Genomic DNA, 23,048 nt, shown 5'->3' on the forward strand with positions numbered 1-23,048 from the left:
CCTGCAACCACTTGCTCGGCTAGGCTCGGAGCATGACGCGAGAGAACATCAGGACCCCCGACGGCGGCACGATTGAGCTCTTCTCCACCGGCGCGGAACTGGCTTCGGCAGGGTCGGGCGTGGTGGTGGTGCCGCCTTCAATGGTCACGGCCGCGGACTACACCAAATTTGCCCAGAAACTAAGCGCCGGCCTGGGCCGGCCGGTGCACACGTTCAACCGGCGAGGCCGGGGATCGTCGTCCCCCCAGCCCGAGGATTACACGCTGGACGTGGATATCCGTGACCTGGACACCGTCATGAAGCACACCTCCAGCACGGATGTCTTTGGCCACAGCTTTGGCGGCGCCGTTGCCCTGCACGCCGCGCGGACCCTTCCGGTGGAACGTCTGGCGGTCTACGACCCCGCGGTCTCCGTGAACGGCAGCGTCACTGCGGACTGGATTGTGGAGTACGAGCGCGCAATCGCGGCAGGCGACCACGACCGCGCCCTCGCCGTCATCCAACGCGGCCTGGAAGCCGGCGGCTCCTTCTCATCAAGAATGCCGCTCTCCATGCTGACCCTGGCCAACAAGCTGACCGCGGGCACCACGGAGGGCAAGCAGCAGCGCGAGCTGATGCGCACCGGCGTCCGCGAAATCAAGGCGATCATCGCCGCCGACATGCCGGCCGAACCGTTCCAGGCGCTCCCCTTGGAGACGCTGATTGTGGTGGGCGAAAAGAGCCCGGCCTACTTCGGCATCGCGTGCGGCCAGATCCACGATGTCCTCTCCGGCTCCAGCTACACCATCCTGCCCGGCTTCGGCCACGACGGCGCCATCAAGGCCCCTGACAAGTTGATCAAGGAACTGAGCGACTTCTTCGCCGGCTAGTGTGCTGGCCCGTGGCCCGGTCCGGCACCTTCAGTCTTGCGCATCATCGCGGACAGCACGAGGGCGGCAAGGGCTATGACCGTTGCCGTCATGAAGGCGGCGCTCATCCCGGCGACGAGCCCCGACGTCGCACTCACCACGGCGAAGATTGACACCAGCAGCGCCGTGCCGGCGGCGCCGGCCACCTGCTGGGTGGTGCTCATGATCGCCGAGCCGTGGGAGTACAGGTGCGGCGGAAGTGGGTTCAGCCCGGTGGTGAAGGCGGGGGTGAACAGCAGGGCCAGGCCGAAACTCAGCCCGACGTGCAGGGTGATGATCCACCAAACCGCCGTGCCGGCGTCGACCATTGAAAACTGCCAGAGCGTCACCACCATGAGGATGGAACCGGTGACGGTGAGCGGCAGCGGGCCTACCTTGTCGAATGCCCGGCCGATGACGGGGCCGAGCAGGCCCATGGCCAGGCCGCCGGGAAGCAGCGCCAAGCCAGTCTCGAGCGACCCCAGGCCACGGACTTCCTGCAGGTAGAGCGGGAGCAGGATGACGCCGCCGAACAGCGCCATCATGGCCACCACCATCAGCAGGACCGAGACGGTGAACATCCGGAAGTTGAACGCGCGAAGGTCCAGCAGCGGCGCGGCGGCCCTCTGGAGCCGGACCTGGCGCAGCACGAACACCGTCAGCGCAGCGACACCAATCGCAAGGGCAGCGATGGCTCCGGCACTGGGGCCGGCCTGGCCGCCATGGCCGCCGCCGATCTGGCTGAGCCCGTAGACCAGGCCACCGAAGGCCGGGACGGTGAGGATCACGGACAGGACGTCGAGCTTTCCCTTCTCCACTTCTCCCACATTGGTGAGGTATTTGGCGCCGATGGCCAGCGCGGCGAGGGCCACGGGCAGGACGAAGACGAACATGAAGCGCCAGGTGAAGTGCTCAAGGATCAGCCCGGAGACCGTGGGGCCCATGGCCGGCGCCACCGAGATGGCAATGCTGACGTTGCCCATGACCGCACCGCGCTTGGCAAGGGGGACAAGGGTGAGGATGGTGGTCATCAGCAGCGGCAGCATGATGGCGGTGCCGCCGGCCTGTACGATGCGGGCCAGGAGCAGGACTTCGAATCCCGGCGCCACCGCAGCGAGTGCCGTTCCACCGGCGAACAGGCCCATGGCCAGCATGAAGACCGCCCTGGTGGAGAGGCGCTGGAGGATGAAGCCGGTTGTGGGGATGACCACGGCCATGGTGAGCATGAATCCGGTGGACAGCCATTGGACGGTGGGCGCGTCCACCCGGAGGTCCACCATGAGCCGCTGCAGGGCGACATTCATGATGGTCTCGTTGAGGATCACCACGAACGTCGCCACCAGCAGCGTGCTGATGATGGTCACGGACTCCCGGGACATCTTCTCCGGTGCGGCGGACGGGTTTCCTTGGCGGATTCCTTCGCCGGGTCCCTGGTCAGGGGCGGACTGTCCGCTGGCGTTCGGAGAGACTTCGGTAGACATGGGTGTTCCCTCAGGGGTGTTTTAAGAGTGATGCGCGGCCGGCGCCGCTGCAGATTCCAACACTCTACCCGCTGGAGTAATTCCTCCGCATGGGTTCTTTCTACCCCCGAGGGAACATTAGGGCCTCCCTTTAGGCGGTCTGCCCTGCGTGCTGGCCTTCGGAGATTTCCTCAATCAGCTTGCTGTTGAACGCCGGAAGGTCGTCGGGGTTGCGGCTGGTCACCAGGCCCTGGTCAACCACAACTTCCTGGTCCGTCCAGTTGGCGCCGGCGTTCTTCAGGTCGGTTTCGAGCGTGAAGTAGGACGTGACGTTCCGGCCCCGGATGACTCCGGCCTCGATGAGCAGCCACGGTCCGTGGCAGATCGATGCCACCGGTTTGTGCTGTTCGAAGAAGCTGCGGGTGAAGCTCTGCGCGTCCATGTCGACGCGGAGGTGGTCTGCGTTCACCACGCCACCCGGAAGTACCAGCGCGTCGAAATCGGAGGCGTTGGCGTCCGCGACAGTGAGGTCGACGTCAAAGGTATCGCCCTTTTCCGTTCCGTCGTAGCCCTGCAGCTTGCCGCTCTTCGGGGCGATGAGGGTGGGTTCGCCGCCGGCATCCTTTACGGCCTGCCAGGGACTGGTGAGTTCCACCTGTTCCACTCCATCAGTCAGCAGGAATGCCACCTTCTTGCCTGCGATGCTGTGCTCTGACATTTTTCCTCCTCGCTGGAGCGGCCCGCGCAGCGTCTGGGCGCGTCGGGTCCCGCTCGAGAGTTGATTGCCTGACGTGTTCCAGCCTAGGAAAGAGAAAAGTAATAAGCAAGCTGACTATCTGTCTTGGGCGCTATCCCGTGGGTAGGCGTACGACGCCGGCACAGGGCTTGCAGGGTCGAGGCACCTTTGGCAGCGGGTGGCGTTGGCGGCCAGGCGCATTAAGCAGGGGCGACTTCAAATGTCAGTGGGTCGCTGGATGATGTGGGTATGGGAATCAGCGGTGGTGTTGGGGTGGTGTTGGAGGGTGTTCGTGCCTCTGTTGCTGCCCTGGATGCGCTGGAGCGTGAGGACGCTTCCCTGGCGGCCGGTGCCAGTGTTGGTGCTGGTGTGGACGTGTTGCAGCGGCGGTATGAGATCCGGTTGGAGCGGCTGGAGGTTGCGTCCCGGCTGGAGGCGCAGCTTGCAGGGGTGAAGGCGCAGGATGCGGCCGACGCCGTCGGGTTCCAGGAGGCGATGACCCCGCCGGACGCCTCGGTCCAGGACCGCACGTACGCGCAGATGTCGGTGGTGGAGGAGATCGCAGGGGTCCTCACCATCAGTTCCGCCGGTGCCGGGGCGCTGGTGGAGCAGTCCCGCCGGATTTGTTCCCTGCCGCTGGTCATGAACGCCTTGGCCGCGGGCGTGATGTCCTGGCAGCACGCCCGCGTCGTCGCGGACGAAACCGAGAGCCTTGACGCTGTCGGGGCTGCCGGGCTGGTGGCGCATTTCTTCGACCCCGACGCACCCGATCCGGCCCGTGGCGCCGCGCCCGTTGAACTGGTTCCGTCCCGGTTCCGGGCCAAGATCCGGGCCTGGCGGGAACGCCACCACCCGGAGTCGATCCAAAAGCGCCATGCGAAGGGGGTGGCGGATCGTCGGATGGAATACACCCCCGACCGGGACGGCATGGCCTGGGTCTCCCTCTACCTCCCCGGCGATACCGCGTGCGCCATCTGGAACCGGACCACCGCGACCGCCCGCGGCCTCCAAGGCCCCAACGAACCCCGCACGCTTACGCAACTCCGCCCCGACATCGCCGCATCCCTGTTGCTGGGGGCTGGAACCGGCACCGGCCTTGCTGAAATTCCCACCCCGCGGGCCGACGTCCTGGTCACCGTGCCCGTGTTCGCCCTTCTCGGCCTCACTGACGAACCCGCAGTCCTGGATGGTTTCGGGCCGATTCCGGCGTCCATGGCACGGAAACTCGTCGCCGGTGGGGCGGAGTCGTTCTACCGGGTCCTCGTCGACCCGCGGGACGGGGCGCCCCTGGAGATCGGCAGGAAGAACTACCGGCTCACGGGGGCCATCAAACGCTGGATCAGGCTGCGCGATGCCCAATGCACGTTCCCCGGCTGCACCAACAAGACCCCCGACAACGAAACCGACCACCTCACCGCCTGGCAACACGGCGGCACCACCAACGTCAGCAACCTGGCACAACTCTGCCGTAAGCACCATCGGCTCAAACACCACAGCCAATGGACCCCCGGCCCGGCCACGAGCAAAGACCCACCGGGCTGGACCTCACCCACCGGACGCCACTACAAACCCGAAAGACAGGATTCAGAACCAACCCACTGGCCACCGGAAAGCCTGCCACCATGGCTGCAACGGGAAGCTGCCGGTAAATGCCAGTGCCTGGAGGCCAGCCTCGAAAACCCTCCGCAGTGGGAACCCGACGACGACAGGTACGTGGACCTCAACGACTTGCCAGCCGACGATCCACTCTGGGCCGAATTCCTAGCCACGCAATTTGCCCTTGTCCCGGACGCCATCGGCGTCCGGTCATAGGCTCCCGCAGTGAGTCCTGAAGCCCGTCGTGCAGCACCTGTCGACTACGGCTTGTGATGCTCGATCAGCCAGGCCGCCATATGCCGGGCCCGTTTCCCCGCGTCAAGGTCACCGCCGGTGGCCGAGATGATGGCGCCCTTCATCAGGATCTGCCAGGAGCGCGCAAACCCATCGGTGTCCACAAGCCCGGCTTCCTCGGCCAGCGCCTGGACGTGGCCCCGGAGTTTCGCCAAGTAGTTGATGCTGGCCTGCCCCAAGGGGTGCGACGGCCCCATCTCCAGCAGGACATGGGTGAAGCTACTCCCCTCAAAGTCATCGCGCTGAAACCATTCCCCCAGGACGTCGAAGATCGCCAGCAGTCGCTCTACCGGCGTTTGCCCCCGGCGACGGGCCTGGGACACGATCGCTTCCACGGTCCACAGCTTGTCCCGCTGCTCGAGGAACGCCAGGACCAGCGAATCCTTGGACGGGAAATGCCGGTAGAACGTGGCTTTTGCCACCCCCGACCTGTCGATCAGCTCATTGACGCCAACGTCCCGGATTCCCCTGCGCGAGAACAGTTCGTAGGCCACCGAAAGGATCCGTTCCACGGAATTGCTGCTGCCCTCCGGCCCCGCCGGGGAGGAAGCATCGGATATCGGGACCTTCGCCTCTGTGCTCATAGGACTTGGAGTCTATCCGAGAGGAAGACAGACTGGTCTTTCCCGCTGTAGTGTTTTCCCTGCGCAGTTCTTAAGGACACCGCACAGGCGCACCAAGGGTCCGCCGGTTTGGAGCAAGGAGGCCCCAATGTCAGCAGAGCGGATGTTCCAAAGTGTCCCGTCGGACCCGGATCCCTGGATGTCCGGCGAGACGCCCGCCGAGGTCCGGCAGTTCGCCATCGAATCGCTCCGGTGGCAGGCCCAGGAAATCATCGACGAGCTGCTCGGTGGCCAGGATCCGGGTGAAGAGCTTGCCAGGGCCCGACTCCGCCGGTGCGTCGCCAGGAACCCGGGCCAGCCCGAACGCGCGCTGCTCGAGCAGCTCATGATCAACCGGGACCATCCAGTTTCCTAAGCAATCCCGCAGGGCTGCCGGGCAAATCCAGCACCGCAGCACTCCGCTCCGCTGCTATGAACTGAGCGGCACGTTGTCGATCAGGCGCACCGGCCCCACTTTGGCCGCGATGAGCGCCAGGCCCTCGCCACGGAAAGGTGTTTCCCGGCAGTTCTCGGCCAGCGGTTCAAGTGTGCCCGGATCCACCACATCGAAATAGTCCAGTTCCACCAAAGGCTGGGATTCCACCATCGCCAGCGCGGAATCGATGCCCAGCGGTTCGTGGGCTTTGGCCCGCTCCTCCAGCAACCGCAACGCCCTGGACAGGACCAGCGCGGCGTCCCGCTCTGCCTCGGAGAGGAAGCGGTTCCGGCTGGACAGCGCCAGGCCGTCCTCGGCACGGACCGTCGGCACTCCCACGATCTCCACCGGGAAATTCAGGTCGGCAACCATCCGCCGGACCAGGGCCAACTGCTGGGCGTCCTTCTGCCCGAAGTAGGCACGGTACGCCGGCAGGCTGCCCCCGCCGGAACCTGCAGAGCCAGCCGGAAGACCTGCCGCCGGCATGCCATAGTGCAGCAGTTTGGCCACAACGGTCAGGGCACCGTCAAAGTGTCCGGGCCGCGAAGCGCCCTCCCACTTATCCCCCAGGCGGCCCGAAGTGATCCGCACCAAGGGCTCGCCACCGGGGTAGACCTCTTCCACGGAGGGCGCGAACGCCAGGTCAACGCCCTGCTCCTCAAGCAGGGCAAGATCCGCATCAAGCGTCCGCGGGTAGCGGTCCAAGTCAACCGCGTCGCCGAACTGGAGGGGGTTGACGAAGATACTGGCCACCACCACATCGTTCTGCTCGACGGCGGTGCGCGCCAGCGTTGCATGGCCTTCGTGGAGTGCCCCCATGGTTGGCACCAGCCCTTGGGAAACTCCTTGCTTCGCTGTGAGCAGGCGGTCACTTTCGGCTTTCAGGCCGGCCACCGTGGTGACGAGTTGAATCGGCATTCAGTCTTCCTTCGGATCAAGGGCCTCGTGCAGACCCTTCAGCTGGTCAGGTTTCAGCAGCCCCCGGCCTTCGGCGCGCAAAGCGGTGGCTCGGGCCATCGCGAGGTAGGCGGCGAGCACGTCACCCTGCCCCCCGCCGTCGTACTCCCGCAACGCCTCAGCGTGTGCACGCACCGTGCCGACGTCCCCGCGGGCCACCGGACCGGTCAGGGCGGACTCCCCCGAGGCCAGCGCGTTTTCCAGCGTGGCCCGCAGCAGCGGCCCCAGCATCCGCTCGGGGGATTCCACTCCCACCTCGCGCAGGAGCTGCGACGCCTGTGCCACCAGCGTGACCAAATGGTTGGAACCGTGGGCCAAGGCTGCATGGTAGAGCGTCCGGTCCGCCTCGGCGATGGCCACGGGCTCCGCCCCCATCTCCACCACCAGGGCCTGCGCGATGGGGAGCATGGCGGCATCGGCCGTCACGCCGAAGGTGCAGTCAAGCAACCGGGTGAGGTCAAGGCTCATGCCCGTGAAGGTCATGGCCGGGTGCAGCGCCAGTGGAACCGCGCCGGCGGCACGGACCGGATGCAGCACGCCCACGCCGAACCGGCCCGAGGTATGGGCCACGAGCTGTCCCGGCTGCCAGGCGCCAAGCTTCGCCAGCCCTTCCACCAGGTTCGGGAGGGCGTCGTCGGGCACCGCCAGCAGCACCAGTTCGGCACGCTCCACGATGTCCTGCACTTCCAGGATGGGCACGCCGGGGAGCAGCGCCTCGGCCCTGTCCCGGCTGGCGTCGGAGACGGCCGAGACCCCCACGACGGCGTGCTCGGCGGCGCGCAGGGCGGCACCAAGCACGGCGCCCACCTTGCCGGCACCGATGATTCCAACGCCGAGGCGTCCGGGCTTAGCCATGCTGCTGGCCTTCCTGTTCGTGGTGGGTGCGGGCTTCACGGGCTGGTGTCCCGTGATGCGGTGTCCCAGGATGCGGCGCCCCGGGTACCGGCGTGCCCGGCACGGCCGCAGGTTCCGCTGCCGGAACAACCTGCCGCAACCATTGTTCGGTGGTTTGCCGCCTCCTGGCCAGCCGGGCCCGCGCGGACTGCTCGTCAAAGAGCTGCCGGGCCTCGTCCAGTCCCGCCTGGGTCAGCCTCGGGGCCACGGGGCCGGCCGTCGTGTGCAGGACCAGGTCGGCCACCCGGAACAGGCGTGCCACGGGCCCCTGATGGATTGCCAGCGACTGCGTCCGTTGGTGGGGCACCAGCACAAGGTCCCGCCACCAGCGCCCGGAACGGATCAGCAGCGCCGTGTCCGTGGCGGCAAATCCGTTCCGGCGCCAGGCAAGGGGCGCCAGCAGCCATGCCCGCCGCGGCGTGGTGGTGAATCCGCCGTCGGAACCCGTGCCACCGAGGCCGGCGGCAAACACCTCGGCAGGGCGTTCGGTTCCCGGATCCGGGAGGACCAGCGAAAGCATGGCCATGACGTCGGCGAACTTCCCGACGGGCAGGAGGATGGTCCGGGTGTTCGCTTCGGCCGCGTTGCCGGAGGTCCCGTAGCCGGCGACGTTCACCTGCATCCGGTACCAGCCGAAGGGACGCCACAGCGGCGGCTGGGCGATCTTCACTGCCTGGATCCGGCCGGGCGGAAGCGTCTGCGCCTGCGTATCGAGCAGTCCGTACCGCAGCCGGATGCCGTCCGGCGAGACCGCGGCGGTGAAGTTGTAGCCCTTGTTGAAGAAGTTCCAGTAACCTGCGGCGAGGCCCAGCCCGGCGGGCACCAGGTAGAAGTAGAAAGCGCGGTTGTCCGTCAGCGCGGACAGGAGCACCGAGACGATGCCGCCCACCACAATGAAGAAGCTTTGCTCGCTCAGCAGGAGCGATCCGATAAGGCGCGACGGCGGCACGCGAAGTACCTGGATTTCGGGCGCCTCGGATGCGTACGGGCCAAAGGAAGCCGCGGATAGGCCGGCTGGACCGGCAAGCGCCGCGCCGTCGATGCCGGCGGCCGGCCCCGCACCGGAATCCGCCTCAGCCCCGGAAGCCCGCGCAAGGATGGTGGCGCGCAGCCGGCGGGCGTCGTCGATCCGCAAATAGGCAAGGCGCACCGCCGATTCGCCGGCGTCCGCCACTTCGAACTTGAGTTCTGCCAGGCCGAAGATGCGGGCCAACAGCGGCTGCACGATGTCGATTGCCTGGACCCGGTCCAGCCTCGCCTGCCGGTGTTGGCGGAAGAGGAGGCCAGTGTTGACGCGGACGTAGCCGCCGGAGACCTGGTACTTGGTGAAGTACCAGGTCAGGACGAATCCGAGGACTGCTACGGCCAGCACCGCCGCGCCGCCGCCCAGGAGCCACGGTGCACGGCGGGCAAACCCGTCCTCGAACACCGGTTGGCCCTGGAGCGTCCGCTCAAAGAGGTCGCGGCCAAAAAAGAACAAAATGGCCGCCAGCGCAACCCAGCCCCGGACGAAAGGCGAGGCAGGATGCACGCGCAACCAATCGCCGTCGGACGTTTCGTAGCTTTCCGGTACCGCGGCAGGTGGGAGCGCGGGCGCTCCGGGCAACTGGCCGTCAGTGGTCACAGTCCTGCCAGCCTGGCTTCGCCGCGCGCGGCCAGCTGTTCGCGGAGCCGCGCCCCTTCCTCCGCCGGGAGGCCGGGAATGCGCGCGTTGGTGCCAGGTGATGCCGTATGGAGCTTTACGGTACACAGGCCCAGCCCGCGCTCCACGGGGCCCACTGCGATGTCCACGTACTGCATTCGGCCGTAGGGGACGGCCATGGTGCGCTGGAAGAAGATGCCGCTCCTGACCAGGAGGTCGTCGTCGCGCTCGGCGTAGCCGATGGCCCTGACCTGCCGCGGGATGAGCACCAGCCGCCACAGGGCGACCAGCAGGGTGACAGCCGGAACGGTGATGGCCAGCCACAGCGGCGGCCACCGCCACCACCCCAGGAGGACGAGCACCAGCGGCGCGGACAGGACCAGCACCGCCAGGACGTTCGCCAGGGCCCACTCCACCAGCCGGACGGTCACGTACTTGGGGGAAACCCGCTGCCAGGCAATACCGGGCGGGTCAATCGCCTCGGTACGCATACTCGCCTTCCCCGGCGGCCTCGCCGCGGGCGGTGCGGCCCTTCTTCCCGTCGGCACCGGGGGTGTCGCCGTCCTCCGGGGGAATCCTGCAAAACCGCTCAACGAGGAGTCCCACCACGATCATCACCAGGCCGCCGCCGGCCATGGCAAGGGCCAGCCAGGTGATTCCCTGGTCGCTACGCAGGCTCCAGATCCGCAACTGGTCAAGGAAGATGCCCACGTGCCAGCCCAGCAGCACCGTTCCCGCGTACGCACACGCCTGCGCCAGGACCAGGGTCCGGGCGGCCAACAGGGGGTCCAGCTGCGTTTTCTTCGTCTTGCTGTTGGGCTGGTGGCTGTTCCGCCATCTCAGGATCCGGATCCCCAGGATCAAGGTGATGACGACGATGACCCCCATGGTGGCAAGCGCGGTGGAGGGCAGGACAGGCGTGGCCATGCTGTAGCGGCTGGTGACAACCGTGGCCGACCAGCCAGCGACGGCAAGAATGACGCAGATCAGCAGCAAACGCAGCGGGTTGATGGGCTTCATCGCTCGTCCACAGCTCCCGCCGTGGGCAGGCCGTCAAAGTCTCCGTAACCGTCAAACGGGGCAAGATCCTTGAAATCGTCGGCCTGCACTGCCAGGGTGCTGATCCGTTCGCCGTTCAGCGTGGCGCCGGGTTCGATGAGGGACCACGGATAGAGGACGAACGCGCGTGACGCTGCGCGGGGGTGCGGGATGGTCAGGACGGGATCGTCGCTGCGGAGCTCTCCGTAGGTGATGATGTCGACGTCGAGCGTCCGCGGTCCCCAGTGGACCTCGCGGACCCGGAGGTGCTTGTTCTCCACGGCCTGGCAGTGTTCCAGCAGTTCCGCAGGGGTGAGGATGGTTTCCACGGTGATGACCATGTTCAGGAAGTCGGGCTGGCCGGAGGGTCCGCCCACCGCCTTGGTCTGGACGATGGGTGAGACGGCGAGGAGCCGGACCTCCGGCGGGTCCACGAGGTCCGCCACGGCCTCGGTCAGGGTCTCATTCCGTTCCCCGAGGTTGCTTCCCAGGGCCAGCACGGCCTTGGTGTAGATTCCGTTCATGCCTGTGCCCCGGCCGGCGCAGGGACGGCAGAGGCCCGATCCCGGTGGACCGTCACTGCCACGTCCCCGAACGGAACCTCAATGGGGGCCTGCGGTTTATGGACCGTGATGTCGACGGCATGGAGGGCGAATTCGGACAGGAGGCCTTCGGCGATCCGCACCGCGAGTGCCTCAATGAGGTTGAGCGGCTCTCCGGTGATCCAATCGGTAATACGCTGGGCCACCTCACCGTAGTGGGCGGTGTCCCGGACATCGTCGGACTGCGCGGCTCCGGTGAAGTCCAGGTAGAGCACGGCGTCCACCACAAAGGGCTGCCCTTCCCGGCGTTCGAAATCGAAGACACCGTGGTGGCCGACTGCCGTCACTCCGGTCAGCGTAATCCTGTCCATGGGTCCCCCGGCCCTATTGCGTTTTAGGTACGGCTTGTGTCGAGGGTGCCGCCGCCATGCGCGCCGCAACCTTGACCGCGTCGAGGCTGGACCCGACGTCGTGCACACGCACGGCCCATGCCCCGCGGCTGGCGCTGATCGCCGTGATCGCGGCCGTGGCAGCGTCCCGTTCGTCCGGAGCGGCGGACTTTCCGGCGACGGTAAGGAGGGTGCCGAGGAAACGCTTGCGGGAGGCGGCCACCAGGACCTTGTGCCCCAGGCTGTCCAGCTGGTCCAGGTTTTGCAGGAGTTCCCAGTTCTGGGCGTCGTTCTTGGCGAACCCCAGGCCCGGATCGATGATGATCTGTTCCTGGCTGACGCCGGCAGCGTAGAGCTTGTCCCGCACCCCTGCCAGCTCCGCCACCACTTCCCCGGCCACGTCCGTATATTCGGCGAGCGAGTTCATGGTCCTGGCGTCGCCCCGGCGGTGGGTGAGGACATAGGGCACCCTGGAGGTTGCCACAAGCTCCACCATCTCGGGTTCGATGGTCAGTCCGGAGACGTCGTTGATGATGGCAGCGCCGGCTTTGAGGGCAGCGGCCGCCGTGGAGGCGTGCGTGGTGTCGATGCTGACCAGGGCGCCGGCCTTCACCAGCGCTTCGATCACGGGCAGCACGCGGCGCTGCTCTTCGTCCGGAGTGACGTCGTCGGCACCCGGCCGGGTGGACTCGCCCCCAACGTCGATGATGTCAGCGCCGGCGTAAAACATGCGCAGGCCGGCCGCGATGGCGGTGTCTGCCGTCGCATGCTTGCCGCCGTCGCTGAAGGAGTCAGGGGTGACGTTCAGGATGCCCATGACCAGGGTGCGGCCGGTGGGCAGGTCTTCGAAGCGCGCGGCCGGCCGCGGCTTGCGCAGGATGGGCAGCGGGGATGTTGCGGGCCCCGTTCCGGGGGCTGCAGCGAGTGTATCCATGGTCTGTGGTTACCTTCCGAGGATGAGGCTCATGGCTTCGGCACGGGTGGCCGGATCATGAAGCTGCCCGCGGACCGCACTGGTGACGGTCTTCGCTCCGGGCTTGCGGATGCCGCGCATGGACATGCACATGTGTTCGCATTCGACGACGACGATGGCACCGCGGGGTTTGAGGTACTGCACCATCGCCTCGACGATTTCGGTGGTCAGCCGTTCCTGCACTTGCGGGCGGCGGGCGTAGATGTCCACCAGCCGGGCCAGCTTGCTCAGTCCGGTCACCTTGCCGTCATGCGAGGGAATGTACCCAACGTGGGCAACCCCGTGGAACGGCACCAGGTGGTGCTCACACGTGGAGTAGAACGGGATGTCCTTCACCAGGACCAATTCCTCATGGTCCAGGTCGAAGGTGGTGGACAGGACGTCCGCCGGATCATGGTGCAGCCCGGCAAACACCTCCGCATAGGCTTTTGCAACCCTTTTGGGGGTGTCCACCAGGCCGCCGCGGTCCGGGTCCTCGCCGATGGCAAGGAGGATCTCACGGACGGCCGCTTCAATCCGTGGCCGGTCCACCTTTTCGCTCTTGGAGTGGTGGGAACCGGCCTCCGCCGGGTAGGCGGCGGAGGCGGAAACGTCGTCGTCGTCGAAGGAAGTCACAGGGAAAGCTTAGCCGCGAAGGGTGTCAGGCCCCGAGTCGGGGGTTCCTCCATGAAACGGAGCATCCTCTGGAACGCCCTGCGAATGCGGCGGCTGGGCGTCCAGCGGCTCATCCATCCGGGCCTTCTTGGCTTCCTCCTGCGCTTCGCGCTCAGCCCGCTCCTGGCGGCTTTCCACGGGGCCGGCCTGCTGGACCGGCCGGGTCTCCTTGGACAGCCACACTTCGCGGAAGTCGCGCTTGCGGACGTCACGGAAGATGTCGGCAATCTCGGCCTGGTTGAGGGTTTCCCGCTCCAGCAGCTCCAGGGCGAGGAAGTCCAGGATGTCCCGGTTCTCGGTGAGGATTTCGTAGGCCTCATCATGTGCCTGCTCGATCAGGCGGCGCACTTCCTCGTCCACGACGTAGGCGATCTGGTCCGAGTAGTTGCGCTCGTGGCCGGCATCGCGGCCCAGGAACGGCTCACCGCCGCCCTGGCCCAGGCGGACAGCGCCCACGCGTTCGCTCATGCCGTATTCGGTGACCATCTTGCGTGCGGTGCCGGTGGCCTTTTCGATGTCGTTGGAAGCGCCGGTGGAGGGATCATGGAAGACGATCTCCTCCGCCACGCGGCCACCCATGGCGTAGGCCATCTGGTCCAGGAGCTCATTCCGGGTGATGGAGTACTTGTCGTTCTCCGGAACCACCATGGTGTAGCCCAAGGCCCGGCCACGCGGGAGGATGGTGATCTTGGTGACCGGCGCCGAGTTCCGCAGGGCTGCCGCCACCAGGGCGTGGCCGCCTTCGTGGTAGGCGGTGATCTTACGCTCGTGTTCCTTCATGACGCGGCTGCGCTTCTGCGGGCCGGCCATGACGCGGTCGATGGCCTCGTCCAGGGCGCGGTCGTCAATCAGGTTGGCGTTGGAGCGGGCCGTGAGCAGCGCGGCCTCGTTCAGGACGTTGGCCAGGTCCGCACCGGTGTAGCCGGGCGTCTTCTTGGCCACGGCCTTCAGGTCAACGCCGGGGGCCATCGGTTTGCCCTTGGCATGCACCTGCAGGATCTGGTCGCGCCCGATCAGGTCCGGTGCTTCCACGGATACCTGGCGGTCGAAGCGGCCGGGGCGCAGCAGTGCCGGGTCCAGGACGTCGGGCCGGTTGGTGGCGGCGATCAGGATCACGTTGGTCTTGACGTCGAAGCCGTCCATCTCCACCAGGAGCTGGTTGAGCGTCTGCTCGCGTTCGTCGTTGCCGCCGCCGATGCCGGCGCCGCGGTGCCGGCCGACGGCGTCGATCTCATCCACGAAGATGATGGCCGGCGAATTGGCTTTGGCCTGCTCGAAGAGGTCGCGGACACGGGACGCGCCGACGCCGACGAACATTTCCACGAAGTCGGAGCCGGAAATGGAGAAGAAGGGTACGCCGGCCTCACCTGCAACGGCGCGGGCCAGCAGGGTCTTACCGGTGCCTGGCGGGCCGTACAGCAGCACGCCCTTGGGGATCTTGGCGCCGACGGCCTGGAACTTGGCCGGTTCCTGCAGGAATTCCTTGATCTCCTGCAGTTCCTCCACGGCCTCATCCGCACCTGCAACGTCAGCGAAGGTCACCTGCGGCATGTCCTTGCTGACCATCTTGGCCTTGGACTTGCCGAACTGCATGATTTTGGAGCCGCCGCCCTGCATGCGGGTCATCAGGAACCAGAAGAGTGCGCCCAGCAGGATCACGGGGATCAGGAGGGAAAGCAGGCCCGAGAACCAGTTGCTTTCAATCGGCTGGTCCGTGAAGCCCTGGGCCGGCTTGGCGTCGGTGACAGCCTTCACCACGTCCTGCGCGCGGGCATCCACGAAGAAGAACTGGACGCTCTTGCCTTTGTCCTGCCCGTCCACCTGCAGGTTGTCCTTCAGCGTGAGGTCAACGCGGTTTTCACCGTCGAAGATCTTGGCCTGCTCCACCTTGTTGCTGGAGAGCAGTTCCAGGCCCTTGTCCGTGTCGATCCGGGCCGCACCGCCGGGGGCGAGCGTTGCAAAAGCCACTAGGAGCAGACCGACCACAACGACGATCCAGATGCCCGGGCCTTTGAAGAAGTTCTTAGCTTTCATCTGTTCGGGGGCTGACCCCGTCCCTTCCGGTAGTGCTTCACGGCGAGTAGTCTGCGCGCGTGATGGTGCTGCGTCAGCTTCTAGCTATACACCGTCCGGAGTACATCACGCATAGCGAAAAGCAAAAGTTCCCTGTGGGCGTATCGGCCCGGCGCTCCGCCGCATGGCACACGGAAGGGAGTGCGCCGGGCGGTGCGGGCCGGGGCTTTCCGCGGCCGGCGCCTACTCGTAAACGTGCGGGGCCAGGGTGCCCACGAAGTCCAGGTTGCGGTACTTTTCCGCGTAATCCAGGCCGTAGCCCACCACGAACTCGTTGGGGATGTCGTAGCCCACGTACTTGACGTCGATCTGCACCTTGGCCGCGGTGGGCTTGCGGAACGCAGTGCAGATTTCCACGGAGGCGGTGCCGCGGGATTCCAGGTTGGTCTTGAGCCAGGACAGGGTCAGGCCGGAGTCGATGATGTCCTCGACGATCAGTACGTCCTTGCCCATCAGGTCCGTGTCCAGGTCCTTGAGGATCCGCACCACGCCGGAGGACTGCGTACCGGAGCCGTAGGAGGACACGGCCATCCAGTCCATGGAGATGTGGCTGTGCAGCGCCCGGGCCAGGTCGGCCATGACCATGACGGCACCCTTGAGGACCCCAACAATGAGGATTTCGCGTCCCTCGTAGTCCTTGTCGATCTGTGCGGCGAGTTCGGTGATCCGCTGCTGGATCTGTTCCTTGGTGTAGAGAACGTGCTTGAGATCTGCCTGGACGTCGTTTGAATCCACCAATGGCTCCTGTGTAGATGCGGGGTGCGACTATTTTGCGGGCGGTTTTTGAGGCCGGAATACTAGCTTCCCACAGCGCGCGGGTTCGCGGGGAACGGAACCGGTACCGTCCGGGGCCCCTGCTGCGGCAGCGTCCTTCGATTCCTCCAGCTGCGCGAGCGACAACCTGTACACCGCCACCCCGCCCGGAAGCTCCACGGGACCGGCGGAACCTTGCCGCCGCAGCAGTGCCTCCGCCGCCAAAAGGCGCCGGTAGCTGGGCTGCTGCCCGCCGGCGTCGGCCGCTGCCTTGGCGATGACGCGGAACCTGATGGCAGGCGCCAGCGCGCGCAATTCCTCCTCCGGCAGGCTCAGGTCCCTGCCATCACGCACCACCAGGGAGGCATAGGTGCTTTCCGCCACATCCTCGAGGTAGTCGGCGTCCAACTGCAGGATGGCAGCGGTCCGGGCAAGGGATTCGGCGACGCCGGGACCAAGTTTTTCCTCAAGGTGCGGCAGGACTTCCACCCGGGTCCGCGACCGGGCAAAGGAGGGGTCGGAGTTGGTGGGATCGTGCCAGGGATCCAGCTCCTCCACTGCGCAGATTTCTTCCGTCTCCGCCCGCCGGAGCTCCAGGAAGGGGCGCAGGAGAACGGCATTTCCGGCCCCGGGACGGGCCGGCCGCATACCCGCCAGGGACCGCGTGCCGGAGCCGCGGGCCAGGCCCAACAGTACTTGCTCGGCCTGGTCGTCCAGGGTGTGGCCCAGCAGCACTGCCTGCGCACCCTGCCCTCCGGCTGCGGCTTCCAGCGCGGCATGCCGGGCTTCGCGGGCGGCGGCCTCGGGGCCCATTCCGGCACCGGCCACCGTAACGGTACGGATTTCCACCGGCTGCAGGCCCAGGTCCTGCAATGCTTCGGCCGTACGGGCGGCGACCTCGCCGGACCCCTCCTGCAGCTGGTGGTCCACCACCACGGCGCCGACGGTCAGCGGGTGGCCGTCCACGTGGCCGCGGCGGGCGAAGTAGGCGGCGACGGCGGCGAGCGCCAACGAGTCCGGTCCGCCGCTGCAGGCTACAAGGACGTGGCGCGGATAGCCGGCGCCGGCCAGGGCGTTCTGCAGCAGTTTGCGCGCAGTGCCAACGACGGGCGCCAACCTGCCGGGCCGTCGTCGACCCCTCCGCGCGCCCTGTCCTTCAGCTGCCGGGGCGCCCGCCGGTACCTCTGAGGGCAACTAGAGGCCCATCCGGTCGAGCCACAGCTTGGCGTCGTGGATCTCGGGTTCGGTGGGAAGGTGGTCCACCGAGTCCCACACCTTGTTGAAGCCCTCCATGCCGGCCACGTCCACCACGGCGCGGACAAAGCGGGCGCCGTCTGAGTATTGGCGCATCTTGGCGTCCAGGCCCAGGAGGCTGCGGATGAACTTCTCGATCACGCCGCGGTCCTTGCCGCGGTCGTTGAAGCGCTGCCGGATGGTTTTGACGGAAGGCACGATGCTGGCATCCACGGCATCCATCACCACGTTCGCGTGACCCTCAAGGAGGCTCATCACAGCAGTGAGGTGCGAGATGGCAGCCTTTTCCTCGGGGTCCTGCAGCAGGTCCAGGATGGCGCCGCGCCCCGGCGTGTTTCCGCTGGCAGAGCGGTCCTTGAGCGAACGGGCGGCAGCCGAGGCGCGCTCCATGAGGGAGTCGACGTTGCCCAGGAGGTGCCCGCTGAGTTCGTCGATTTGCTCCAGCATGTGGTGGCGCAGCCACGGCGCTGCCGCGAACTGCACCCGGTGCGTCTGTTCGTGCAGGCACACCCAGAGCCGGAAGTCCTCCGGGGCGACGTTGAGTTCGCGCTCCACCGAGATGATGTTTGGCGCCACGAGCAGGAGCCGGCCTGCGGCAGGGGCCGTGGAGTTCTCGGCCAGGGCCGCAAAGGGATCGTACTGGCCCAGGACCTTGCTGGACAGGAAAGCCAGGACGGCGCCCAACTGGCTGCCGGTAATGGCGCCACTGACCTGGGCGGCAGCGGGGCTGAGGTTGCCGCGGCGGGTGTCCAGCATCTTCTGCATGGCGGACTTGAGCATTACTGCGAAGCTTTGGGTGTTGGCTTTGGCCCAGGACGCCCGGTCCACCACCAGCACGGAGGAGTCGCGAAGGTCCCGCGCGGCTTCCAGCCCGGTGATTTCGTGGACATGGGGAACGGATGCGTCCGCGAGCCGGCGCAGGCTGTCCACCGCATCGCCGATGGCTTTTCCGTCAAGCACGGGTCCGGCCGGGGCCAACCGCGCCGCGGCAGAGGCAGCGAGGTCCCAGTTGATCAGGGCCTGCGCCGGGTTGGACTGGCCTGACTGGTTGGGCTGGGCTGCCTGGTTGGACTGGGTTGCCGGGGACAACGCCGGTGCGGACTCGCGTGCAGTGGACTCCATGGTCCCATCAGAACACAGCGCACCGGACAACGTCCTTAAGTTCGCTGACCGGCGAAACTTCCACAGCCCCCGCACAGGGAGGCGAAAGCGCTGTCCCAGTCCGGACCCGCAAAGTGGGAACCACGAAAACATCCCGCCCGCACCGGAGCGGCCCTACCCCGCAGGAGGACACCGTGATCCCCTACCGTCCCATCGCTCCCCTGACCGTCGGTCCCCGCAAGGGCTGGAAGTCGGTGCTGGCCGCCGTCGTCATGGCCTCACTGCTTGGCACCACCGCACCGTCCGCCATGGCTGCAGGGCCGGCGCCCGCCGCCGCGTCAGCCACGGAGACAGCACAGCCCGGAACCACCCCCGCAACGCAGCGCCCCACGGAGTAGGCAACCCCTAGCGGCAGCCGCAGCCTGCCAGGGCGGTGGCTGCCCGGTCCAGCGCCACTTTGTTGCCGGCAGCTCCGGGCGTCAGTCCGTTGCCGATGAAGGAGAACACCAGGAGCCGGCCGTCTGCGTCAACCACGTAACCGCTGAGCGCCAGCACGGTGTTCAGGGTCCCGGTCTTGGCGTGGACCAGCCCGGCACCCCCGGAGGTGGTGGAGTCCCCATAGCGGGTGTCCAAGGTCCCCGACAGGCCGCCGACCGGGAACCCGTCCAGGGCAGAGCGAAGCCTGGTATCAGTGCCGGCGGTCATCGCGCGCACCACGTCCGTGAACTGGCGGGCCGTGACCTGGTTGCCCATGGCCAGCCCGCACACATCCACCAGTTTTACGGCGTCCGGGGTGACCGCCGCTGCCGCCAGTTCGGCGGTGACTGCGGCCGTGGCGCCGTCATTGCTGCCGGGCCGGCCCGTGGCCACGGCCGCCATCCGGCCCATGGTCTCGGCCAGGTAGTTGTCCGAGACCTGCAGCATCAGGTCCACCTGCTCCGCCACGGTGGCCGAGTCGACACCGGCCAGGACAGCAGCCCCGGAACTGGCCGCGCCGGGTGAACGGTCGACGCCGGCCGCCACGGTCAGTGCCGCCCCGGCACCGGCGGCCCGGAGCCGGGCCGCGAATTCCTGCGCTGCGGACATCGCAGCGTCCTGGGGCCGCGGACCGGTGGTGACGGCGGGGTCGAAGCGCGCGGAGTTGAGGGCCAGCGGGTAGAGCGGCGCGATTTCGCCGGCTTCCACGTCGCCGGACAACCAGTTGGGATTCAGCGCCGGGCCGGTGAAGAGGGAGTCGTCCACCAGTACCTTGATCTCGCCAGTGGTGCCCGTGGCCTGCAGGTACTGCACTGTCAGTGCGGCAAGCGTGGCCAGGCCGGCGTGGCCCAGGGTCTGTCCGGGCTGCGATTCCCCTGCCCCCAGGAGGACGTCCCCGCCGCCCACCAGGACCACCTGCCCGGGAGCTGGGCCCCGCACCACCTTCGTGGTGAACCGGTGGTCCGGTCCCAACGTGCGAAGCGCGGCCACGGCAGTCAGCAGCTTGAGGTTCGACGCCGGCACCCGGCTTTCCGAGCCGCCCCGGTCAAAGAGGACCTGGCCCGTGAGCGCATCCTGCACCATGCCCGTGAAAGTACCCCCGCCGTCGGCCGTCAATACCGGTTCCACCTGCGCCGCCACGGCAGGCAGTGCGGGCACCGGCGCCGAAGGCTGGAGGGGTGCCAGCACCTGTGGGACGGACAGCGTGGCGGGAGCCTGCTGCCAGGCGGGCGCAGAGACGGCGGGCGCCGGGGCCTCGGGTCCGCGGAAGCCGGGGGCCACCAGCAGGGCCGCGGGGATGGCTAGCGCGATCAGCACCAGGGCGGCCAGGACCAGGTGCCAAGGCTTCCTTGCCTCCCGGGCCATGCTGCCGGAGCGTTGGGAACGCCGGTCCCGCAAACGTTCCCCGCCGGTTGGTGTGGTCATGCTGGTGCCGGTCCTCAAGTCCTGAAATTTCCCCACAAGTTCCTGATTCCAGGGCCTCTCGCTATATCCTCAATTGTAGTCGGCGGCACCGACACGCTTTTTGATGGGCCCGTCCTGTGTGCCGCGCACCCCCTGCAATTGCCGAGGAGCATTCCCATGAAGCACGACGTGACCATCGAGATCCCCAAGGGATCACGCGTCAAGTACGAAGTTGACCACGAGACCGGCCGAGTCCGCCTGGACCGCGTCCTCTTCACCTCCATGCAGTACCCCACGCACTACGGGTACTTCGAAAACACCCTCGGCGAGGACGGCGACCCGCTGGACGCACTGGTGCTCCTGCAGGACTTCGACCTGCACCCCGGCGTCATCGTCGAATCCCGCCCCATCGGCGTGTTCAACATGACCGATGACGGCGGCGGAGACGCCAAGATCCTGTGCGTGCCCGTAGACGCCCGCTTCGACCACATCCAGGAAGTCAGCGACGTCAACGAGTTCCTGATCAAGGAGATCGAGCACTTCTTCACCCGCTACAAGGACCTGGAACCGGGCAAGTGGGTCAAGGCCGAAGGCTGGGGCGACCGCGCCGCCGCCGAAGCCGAGCTGGAAGCCTCCATCAAGCGCTACGTCCCCACCGGACACTAGTCCCCAGGCTGGGCTTGCCCGGCAACTCCCTTAGGGTCCGACGGCGGGTGCCCGGCTTTTCGAAGCCGGGCACCCGCCGTCGTTGCTCCAGGAAGTTGTGGCATGGTGGGGCTGTGAATTCCGAGCCAGCCGTGACGTCCCAGCTTCTGTTCCATCCCCCGTGCGGGCCCGTCAGCGGTTGGTGCGACGGCGAGGTTGTGCGCGCCTCCGGCATCCCCTACGCCCGTGCCCCACGTTTCCAGGCCCCGGTACCGGTACCGGACTGGACCAGCGAATATGCCGCCACGTCTCCCGCTCCCGCTTGCCCACAGGCGCCAGTGCCGTTCCTGGACGACGTCCTGGGCACGAAGTACGGCGAGCTCCCGGGCAGCGAGGACTGCCAGAACCTTTCCATCACCCTGCCCGGTGACCTGGCACCGGATGAGAAGCTGCCCGTCATGGTGTGGATCCACGGCGGCTCCTACACCACGGGCTCCGGGGACCTTGCCATCTTCGACGCCGCACGGCTGGTGGCCGAGAACCGGATCATCGTGGTCTCGGTGACGTACCGGCTTGGACTGTTCGGCTTCCTGGCCACACCTGCAGGACGGCCCGGCAACCTGGGGCTCCTGGACCAACTCGAGGCCCTCCGGTGGGTGCAGCGGAACATCGCCGCTTTCGGGGGTGATCCAGGCCGGGTCACCGCGTTCGGGCAGTCCGCCGGCGGGGACGCGATCGCCCACCTGATGGCCACCCCCGAGGCTCCAAACCTTTTCCGGCGTGCCATCATCCAAAGCGCCCCACTGGGCATCACCCGCGGCCGGGCGAAGATGAACCACGCCATGGGCATCGCCTCGGACGGCGTCACGGACCAAACCCCTGCCATGGACGTGGTGGCCCTCGAAGCACAGGTGACCCAGGTGGCCCGAAAGTTCGGGATGTTGGCTGCCATGCCGTTTGGCACCCAGTACGGCCACGATCCGCTCCCCGGGGAGTCCGGCATCGAGGCTGCCTGGAACCGGACCGCCCCGGCCATCGACGTGCTGATCGGCCACACCTCAGAGGAGGCCCGGCTGTTCCTTCCCCGCAGCCCGCGCCTGATGCGCCTGGCCAAGGTTCCGTTTGTGGGCAAGGCCGCCGTGCGCGCCATCGACTGGGTGGTGACCGAAACCGTGTACGGCCGGGCCACCCGCAGGTTCGCGCGCCGGCATGCCAAGGCGGGCGGGCGGGTCCACCGGTACGTCATGGACTGGCACGCCCCCGGGAACATCTTCGGCGCCGCCCACACGATCGACCTGCCGCTGCTCCTGGGCAACCGGGAAACCTGGGACGGCGTGGGCCTGATCGCCGGCGCCCGCTGGGAGGATGTGGACGCGACCGGCAGGGCGGTGAGGTCATTGTGGGCCGGTTTCGCGCGGGGCGATGACCTGGGCGAGGCCGGCGGAGTCGACCACGCCCTGCATTATCGGCGGGTGTGACAGCCCTTGAGGACCCTCGGCGTGGACCTGGCGGCGGCCACCAAGAAAACCGCGGTGGCCGTCATCGAGTGGAGCGATGACCGGGCCCGGCTGGCACACCTGTCGCTGGACGTGGACGACCAGGAGATCGTGGACTTATTCGGCAGCTGCGACATGACCGGCGTCGACTGCCCCGTGGGCTGGCCGGACGCCCTGGTCCCGTTCCTCACCGGCCACCTCAACTTCGACGCCGGACCCGTCCTGGCGCATGACGGCATTGCGGGCCGGCGGGTGCTTGCGTACCGGGACACGGACCGGTTCTGCACCGCCCAAACCGGCCTGATTCCGCTGAGCGTTTCGGCTGACCGGCTGGCCCACCCTGCAATGCGCTGCGCAGTGATCCAGGCAAAGATCGCGGCGGTACATGGCCCACAGCTCCGGGACGGGTCGGGGCGGCTTGCCGAGGTGTACCCGGCGGCGTCACTGAAAATCTGGGGCCTCAACGGCCGGGGTTACAAGGGCCGCGGCGTCCCCGAAGCCGAACGCCTGGGCATCCTGCTGGCGGCCCTCGAGGAGCAGGCCCCCTGGCTGGACCTCAGCGGGCACCGGGACCGGATCACCGCTTCGGACGACCTCTTCGACGCCGTCATCGCCTCGCTGACCGCCCGGGCCGCCGCCCGCCGTCGAACGCTCCTGCCCGATGATGCCCACGCTGCAGCCGCCCGCAGCGAGGGCTGGATCCATTTGCCCTCCTGCGGCCTGGACGTGCTCCCGGGCTAGGAGC

General features: G+C 67.3%; 24 protein-coding genes. 7 read left to right on the top strand and 17 right to left on the bottom strand.

Annotation, left to right across the window (positions count from 1 at the left end; all coding sequences use genetic code 11):
• Positions 1–32: 32 nt before the first annotated feature.
• The gene (locus NIBR502771_RS03925) at positions 33–869 is read left to right on the top strand and encodes an alpha/beta fold hydrolase (RefSeq protein ID WP_141158577.1); all 837 of its coding nucleotides are present in this window, start codon (positions 33–35) and stop codon (positions 867–869) included.
• Here the strand turns inward: NIBR502771_RS03925 and NIBR502771_RS03930 are convergent.
• Both NIBR502771_RS03930 and NIBR502771_RS03935 read right to left on the bottom strand, forming a co-directional pair.
• Positions 866–2,368 (bottom strand): MDR family MFS transporter, encoded by a 1,503-nt coding sequence (locus NIBR502771_RS03930; protein ID WP_141158578.1) that lies wholly within the window; start codon positions 2,366–2,368, stop codon positions 866–868. The genes NIBR502771_RS03925 and NIBR502771_RS03930 overlap by 4 nt on opposite strands.
• Positions 2,369–2,498: 130 nt before the next feature.
• Complete coding sequence (locus NIBR502771_RS03935) at positions 2,499–3,065, bottom strand: type 1 glutamine amidotransferase domain-containing protein (protein WP_141158579.1); 567 nt, start codon at positions 3,063–3,065, stop codon at positions 2,499–2,501.
• A 267-nt stretch (positions 3,066–3,332) separates the two neighbouring features.
• Between NIBR502771_RS03935 and NIBR502771_RS03940 the strand changes: the two genes are divergently transcribed.
• Positions 3,333–4,895: an HNH endonuclease signature motif containing protein gene (locus tag NIBR502771_RS03940; protein ID WP_141158580.1), complete on the top strand. Its 1,563-nt coding sequence runs from the start codon at positions 3,333–3,335 to the stop codon at positions 4,893–4,895.
• A 44-nt stretch (positions 4,896–4,939) separates the two neighbouring features.
• Here NIBR502771_RS03940 and NIBR502771_RS03945 read toward each other — a convergent pair whose 3' ends face one another.
• Positions 4,940–5,557 (bottom strand): TetR/AcrR family transcriptional regulator, encoded by a 618-nt coding sequence (locus NIBR502771_RS03945; RefSeq protein ID WP_141158581.1) that lies wholly within the window; start codon positions 5,555–5,557, stop codon positions 4,940–4,942.
• 127 nt (positions 5,558–5,684) lie between these two features.
• On the opposite strand from NIBR502771_RS03945, the gene NIBR502771_RS03950 reads away from it, so the two are divergent.
• A complete protein-coding gene (locus NIBR502771_RS03950) occupies positions 5,685–5,951 on the top strand; it encodes a hypothetical protein (RefSeq protein ID WP_141158582.1) in 267 nt (88 codons plus the stop codon).
• Positions 5,952–6,005: 54 nt separating this feature from the next.
• Here the strand turns inward: NIBR502771_RS03950 and NIBR502771_RS03955 are convergent, their stop codons facing one another.
• The 13 genes from NIBR502771_RS03955 to NIBR502771_RS04015 form a co-directional block, all read right to left on the bottom strand.
• Positions 6,006–6,929 (bottom strand): pantoate--beta-alanine ligase, encoded by a 924-nt coding sequence (locus tag NIBR502771_RS03955; protein WP_141158583.1) that lies wholly within the window; start codon positions 6,927–6,929, stop codon positions 6,006–6,008.
• A complete protein-coding gene (locus NIBR502771_RS03960) occupies positions 6,930–7,823 on the bottom strand; it encodes a Rossmann-like and DUF2520 domain-containing protein (RefSeq protein ID WP_141158584.1) in 894 nt (297 codons plus the stop codon). It lies immediately after the preceding gene.
• Complete coding sequence (locus NIBR502771_RS03965) at positions 7,816–9,486, bottom strand: PH domain-containing protein (protein WP_141158585.1); 1,671 nt, start codon at positions 9,484–9,486, stop codon at positions 7,816–7,818. Before NIBR502771_RS03965 ends, NIBR502771_RS03960 begins: the two co-directional genes overlap by 8 nt.
• Positions 9,483–9,995: a PH domain-containing protein gene (locus NIBR502771_RS03970; RefSeq protein WP_141158586.1), complete on the bottom strand. Its 513-nt coding sequence runs from the start codon at positions 9,993–9,995 to the stop codon at positions 9,483–9,485. The genes NIBR502771_RS03965 and NIBR502771_RS03970 overlap by 4 nt, the downstream gene beginning before the upstream one ends.
• A complete protein-coding gene (locus NIBR502771_RS03975) occupies positions 9,976–10,524 on the bottom strand; it encodes a DUF3180 domain-containing protein (RefSeq protein WP_141158587.1) in 549 nt (182 codons plus the stop codon). Before NIBR502771_RS03975 ends, NIBR502771_RS03970 begins: the two co-directional genes overlap by 20 nt.
• Positions 10,521–11,066, bottom strand: a complete 546-nt coding sequence (folK, locus tag NIBR502771_RS03980; RefSeq protein WP_141158588.1) for a 2-amino-4-hydroxy-6-hydroxymethyldihydropteridine diphosphokinase — start codon at positions 11,064–11,066, stop codon at positions 10,521–10,523. The genes NIBR502771_RS03975 and folK overlap by 4 nt, the downstream gene beginning before the upstream one ends.
• Positions 11,063–11,455, bottom strand: a complete 393-nt coding sequence (gene folB / locus NIBR502771_RS03985) for a dihydroneopterin aldolase (RefSeq protein WP_141158589.1) — start codon at positions 11,453–11,455, stop codon at positions 11,063–11,065. Before folB ends, folK begins: the two co-directional genes overlap by 4 nt.
• Positions 11,456–11,468: 13 nt before the next feature.
• A complete protein-coding gene (folP, locus tag NIBR502771_RS03990) occupies positions 11,469–12,407 on the bottom strand; it encodes a dihydropteroate synthase (protein WP_141158590.1) in 939 nt (312 codons plus the stop codon).
• A gap of 9 nt (positions 12,408–12,416) precedes the next feature.
• Positions 12,417–13,061 (bottom strand): GTP cyclohydrolase I FolE, encoded by a 645-nt coding sequence (gene folE, locus NIBR502771_RS03995; protein ID WP_141158591.1) that lies wholly within the window; start codon positions 13,059–13,061, stop codon positions 12,417–12,419.
• A gap of 9 nt (positions 13,062–13,070) precedes the next feature.
• Positions 13,071–15,134, bottom strand: coding sequence for an ATP-dependent zinc metalloprotease FtsH (gene ftsH, locus NIBR502771_RS04000; protein WP_141158592.1), 2,064 nt, complete (start codon positions 15,132–15,134; stop codon positions 13,071–13,073).
• Positions 15,135–15,356: 222 nt separating this feature from the next.
• Positions 15,357–15,908: a hypoxanthine phosphoribosyltransferase gene (gene hpt, locus NIBR502771_RS04005; protein WP_141158593.1), complete on the bottom strand. Its 552-nt coding sequence runs from the start codon at positions 15,906–15,908 to the stop codon at positions 15,357–15,359.
• Between the two features lie 30 nt (positions 15,909–15,938).
• Positions 15,939–17,012: a tRNA lysidine(34) synthetase TilS gene (gene tilS / locus NIBR502771_RS04010; RefSeq protein ID WP_210411389.1), complete on the bottom strand. Its 1,074-nt coding sequence runs from the start codon at positions 17,010–17,012 to the stop codon at positions 15,939–15,941.
• 108 nt (positions 17,013–17,120) lie between these two features.
• Positions 17,121–18,302, bottom strand: a complete 1,182-nt coding sequence (locus NIBR502771_RS04015; protein ID WP_141158594.1) for a zinc-dependent metalloprotease — start codon at positions 18,300–18,302, stop codon at positions 17,121–17,123.
• A 173-nt stretch (positions 18,303–18,475) separates the two neighbouring features.
• Between NIBR502771_RS04015 and NIBR502771_RS04020 the strand changes: the two genes are divergently transcribed.
• Positions 18,476–18,679, top strand: a complete 204-nt coding sequence (locus NIBR502771_RS04020; protein ID WP_141158595.1) for a hypothetical protein — start codon at positions 18,476–18,478, stop codon at positions 18,677–18,679.
• Positions 18,680–18,686: 7 nt separating this feature from the next.
• Here NIBR502771_RS04020 and NIBR502771_RS04025 read toward each other — a convergent pair whose 3' ends face one another.
• Positions 18,687–20,183, bottom strand: a complete 1,497-nt coding sequence (locus NIBR502771_RS04025; protein ID WP_210411321.1) for a D-alanyl-D-alanine carboxypeptidase/D-alanyl-D-alanine-endopeptidase — start codon at positions 20,181–20,183, stop codon at positions 18,687–18,689.
• Positions 20,184–20,339: 156 nt separating this feature from the next.
• Here NIBR502771_RS04025 and NIBR502771_RS04030 point away from each other — a divergent pair, with 156 nt between their 5' ends.
• The 3 genes from NIBR502771_RS04030 (at position 20,340) to NIBR502771_RS04040 (ending at position 23,044) form a co-directional block, all read left to right on the top strand.
• Positions 20,340–20,828, top strand: coding sequence for an inorganic diphosphatase (locus NIBR502771_RS04030; protein WP_018762663.1), 489 nt, complete (start codon positions 20,340–20,342; stop codon positions 20,826–20,828).
• 113 nt (positions 20,829–20,941) lie between these two features.
• Entirely contained in the window at positions 20,942–22,285 is a 1,344-nt protein-coding gene (locus tag NIBR502771_RS04035; protein ID WP_141158596.1) for a carboxylesterase family protein, read from the top strand.
• Positions 22,286–22,291: 6 nt separating this feature from the next.
• Positions 22,292–23,044 (top strand): DUF429 domain-containing protein, encoded by a 753-nt coding sequence (locus NIBR502771_RS04040; protein WP_141158597.1) that lies wholly within the window; start codon positions 22,292–22,294, stop codon positions 23,042–23,044.
• Positions 23,045–23,048: the final 4 nt, after the last annotated feature.

Source organism: Pseudarthrobacter sp. NIBRBAC000502771 (genome assembly GCF_006517215.1).
Lineage (GTDB): Bacteria > Actinomycetota > Actinomycetes > Actinomycetales > Micrococcaceae > Arthrobacter > Arthrobacter niigatensis.

Bases quoted from the DNA above. Each gene is read 5' to 3' on its own strand.
- NIBR502771_RS03930 (WP_141158578.1), bottom strand. From the start codon at position 2,368: ATGTCTACCGAAGTCTCTCCGAACGCCAGCGGACAGTCCGCCCCTGAC.
- NIBR502771_RS03950 (WP_141158582.1), top strand. From the start codon at position 5,685: ATGTCAGCAGAGCGGATGTTCCAAAGTGTCCCGTCGGACCCGGATCCC.
- NIBR502771_RS03970 (WP_141158586.1), bottom strand. From the start codon at position 9,995: ATGCGTACCGAGGCGATTGACCCGCCCGGTATTGCCTGGCAGCGGGTT.
- NIBR502771_RS04015 (WP_141158594.1), bottom strand. From the start codon at position 18,302: ATGGAGTCCACTGCACGCGAGTCCGCACCGGCGTTGTCCCCGGCAACC.
- NIBR502771_RS04030 (WP_018762663.1), top strand. From the start codon at position 20,340: ATGAAGCACGACGTGACCATCGAGATCCCCAAGGGATCACGCGTCAAG.
- NIBR502771_RS03925 (WP_141158577.1), top strand. From the start codon at position 33: ATGACGCGAGAGAACATCAGGACCCCCGACGGCGGCACGATTGAGCTC.
- NIBR502771_RS03975 (WP_141158587.1), bottom strand. From the start codon at position 10,524: ATGAAGCCCATCAACCCGCTGCGTTTGCTGCTGATCTGCGTCATTCTT.
- ftsH (WP_141158592.1), bottom strand. From the start codon at position 15,134: ATGAAAGCTAAGAACTTCTTCAAAGGCCCGGGCATCTGGATCGTCGTT.
- folB (WP_141158589.1), bottom strand. From the start codon at position 11,455: ATGGACAGGATTACGCTGACCGGAGTGACGGCAGTCGGCCACCACGGT.
- NIBR502771_RS03955 (WP_141158583.1), bottom strand. From the start codon at position 6,929: ATGCCGATTCAACTCGTCACCACGGTGGCCGGCCTGAAAGCCGAAAGT.
- NIBR502771_RS04025 (WP_210411321.1), bottom strand. From the start codon at position 20,183: ATGACCACACCAACCGGCGGGGAACGTTTGCGGGACCGGCGTTCCCAA.
- NIBR502771_RS03960 (WP_141158584.1), bottom strand. From the start codon at position 7,823: ATGGCTAAGCCCGGACGCCTCGGCGTTGGAATCATCGGTGCCGGCAAG.
- folK (WP_141158588.1), bottom strand. From the start codon at position 11,066: ATGAACGGAATCTACACCAAGGCCGTGCTGGCCCTGGGAAGCAACCTC.
- NIBR502771_RS03940 (WP_141158580.1), top strand. From the start codon at position 3,333: ATGGGAATCAGCGGTGGTGTTGGGGTGGTGTTGGAGGGTGTTCGTGCC.
- folP (WP_141158590.1), bottom strand. From the start codon at position 12,407: ATGGATACACTCGCTGCAGCCCCCGGAACGGGGCCCGCAACATCCCCG.
- NIBR502771_RS03935 (WP_141158579.1), bottom strand. From the start codon at position 3,065: ATGTCAGAGCACAGCATCGCAGGCAAGAAGGTGGCATTCCTGCTGACT.
- NIBR502771_RS03945 (WP_141158581.1), bottom strand. From the start codon at position 5,557: ATGAGCACAGAGGCGAAGGTCCCGATATCCGATGCTTCCTCCCCGGCG.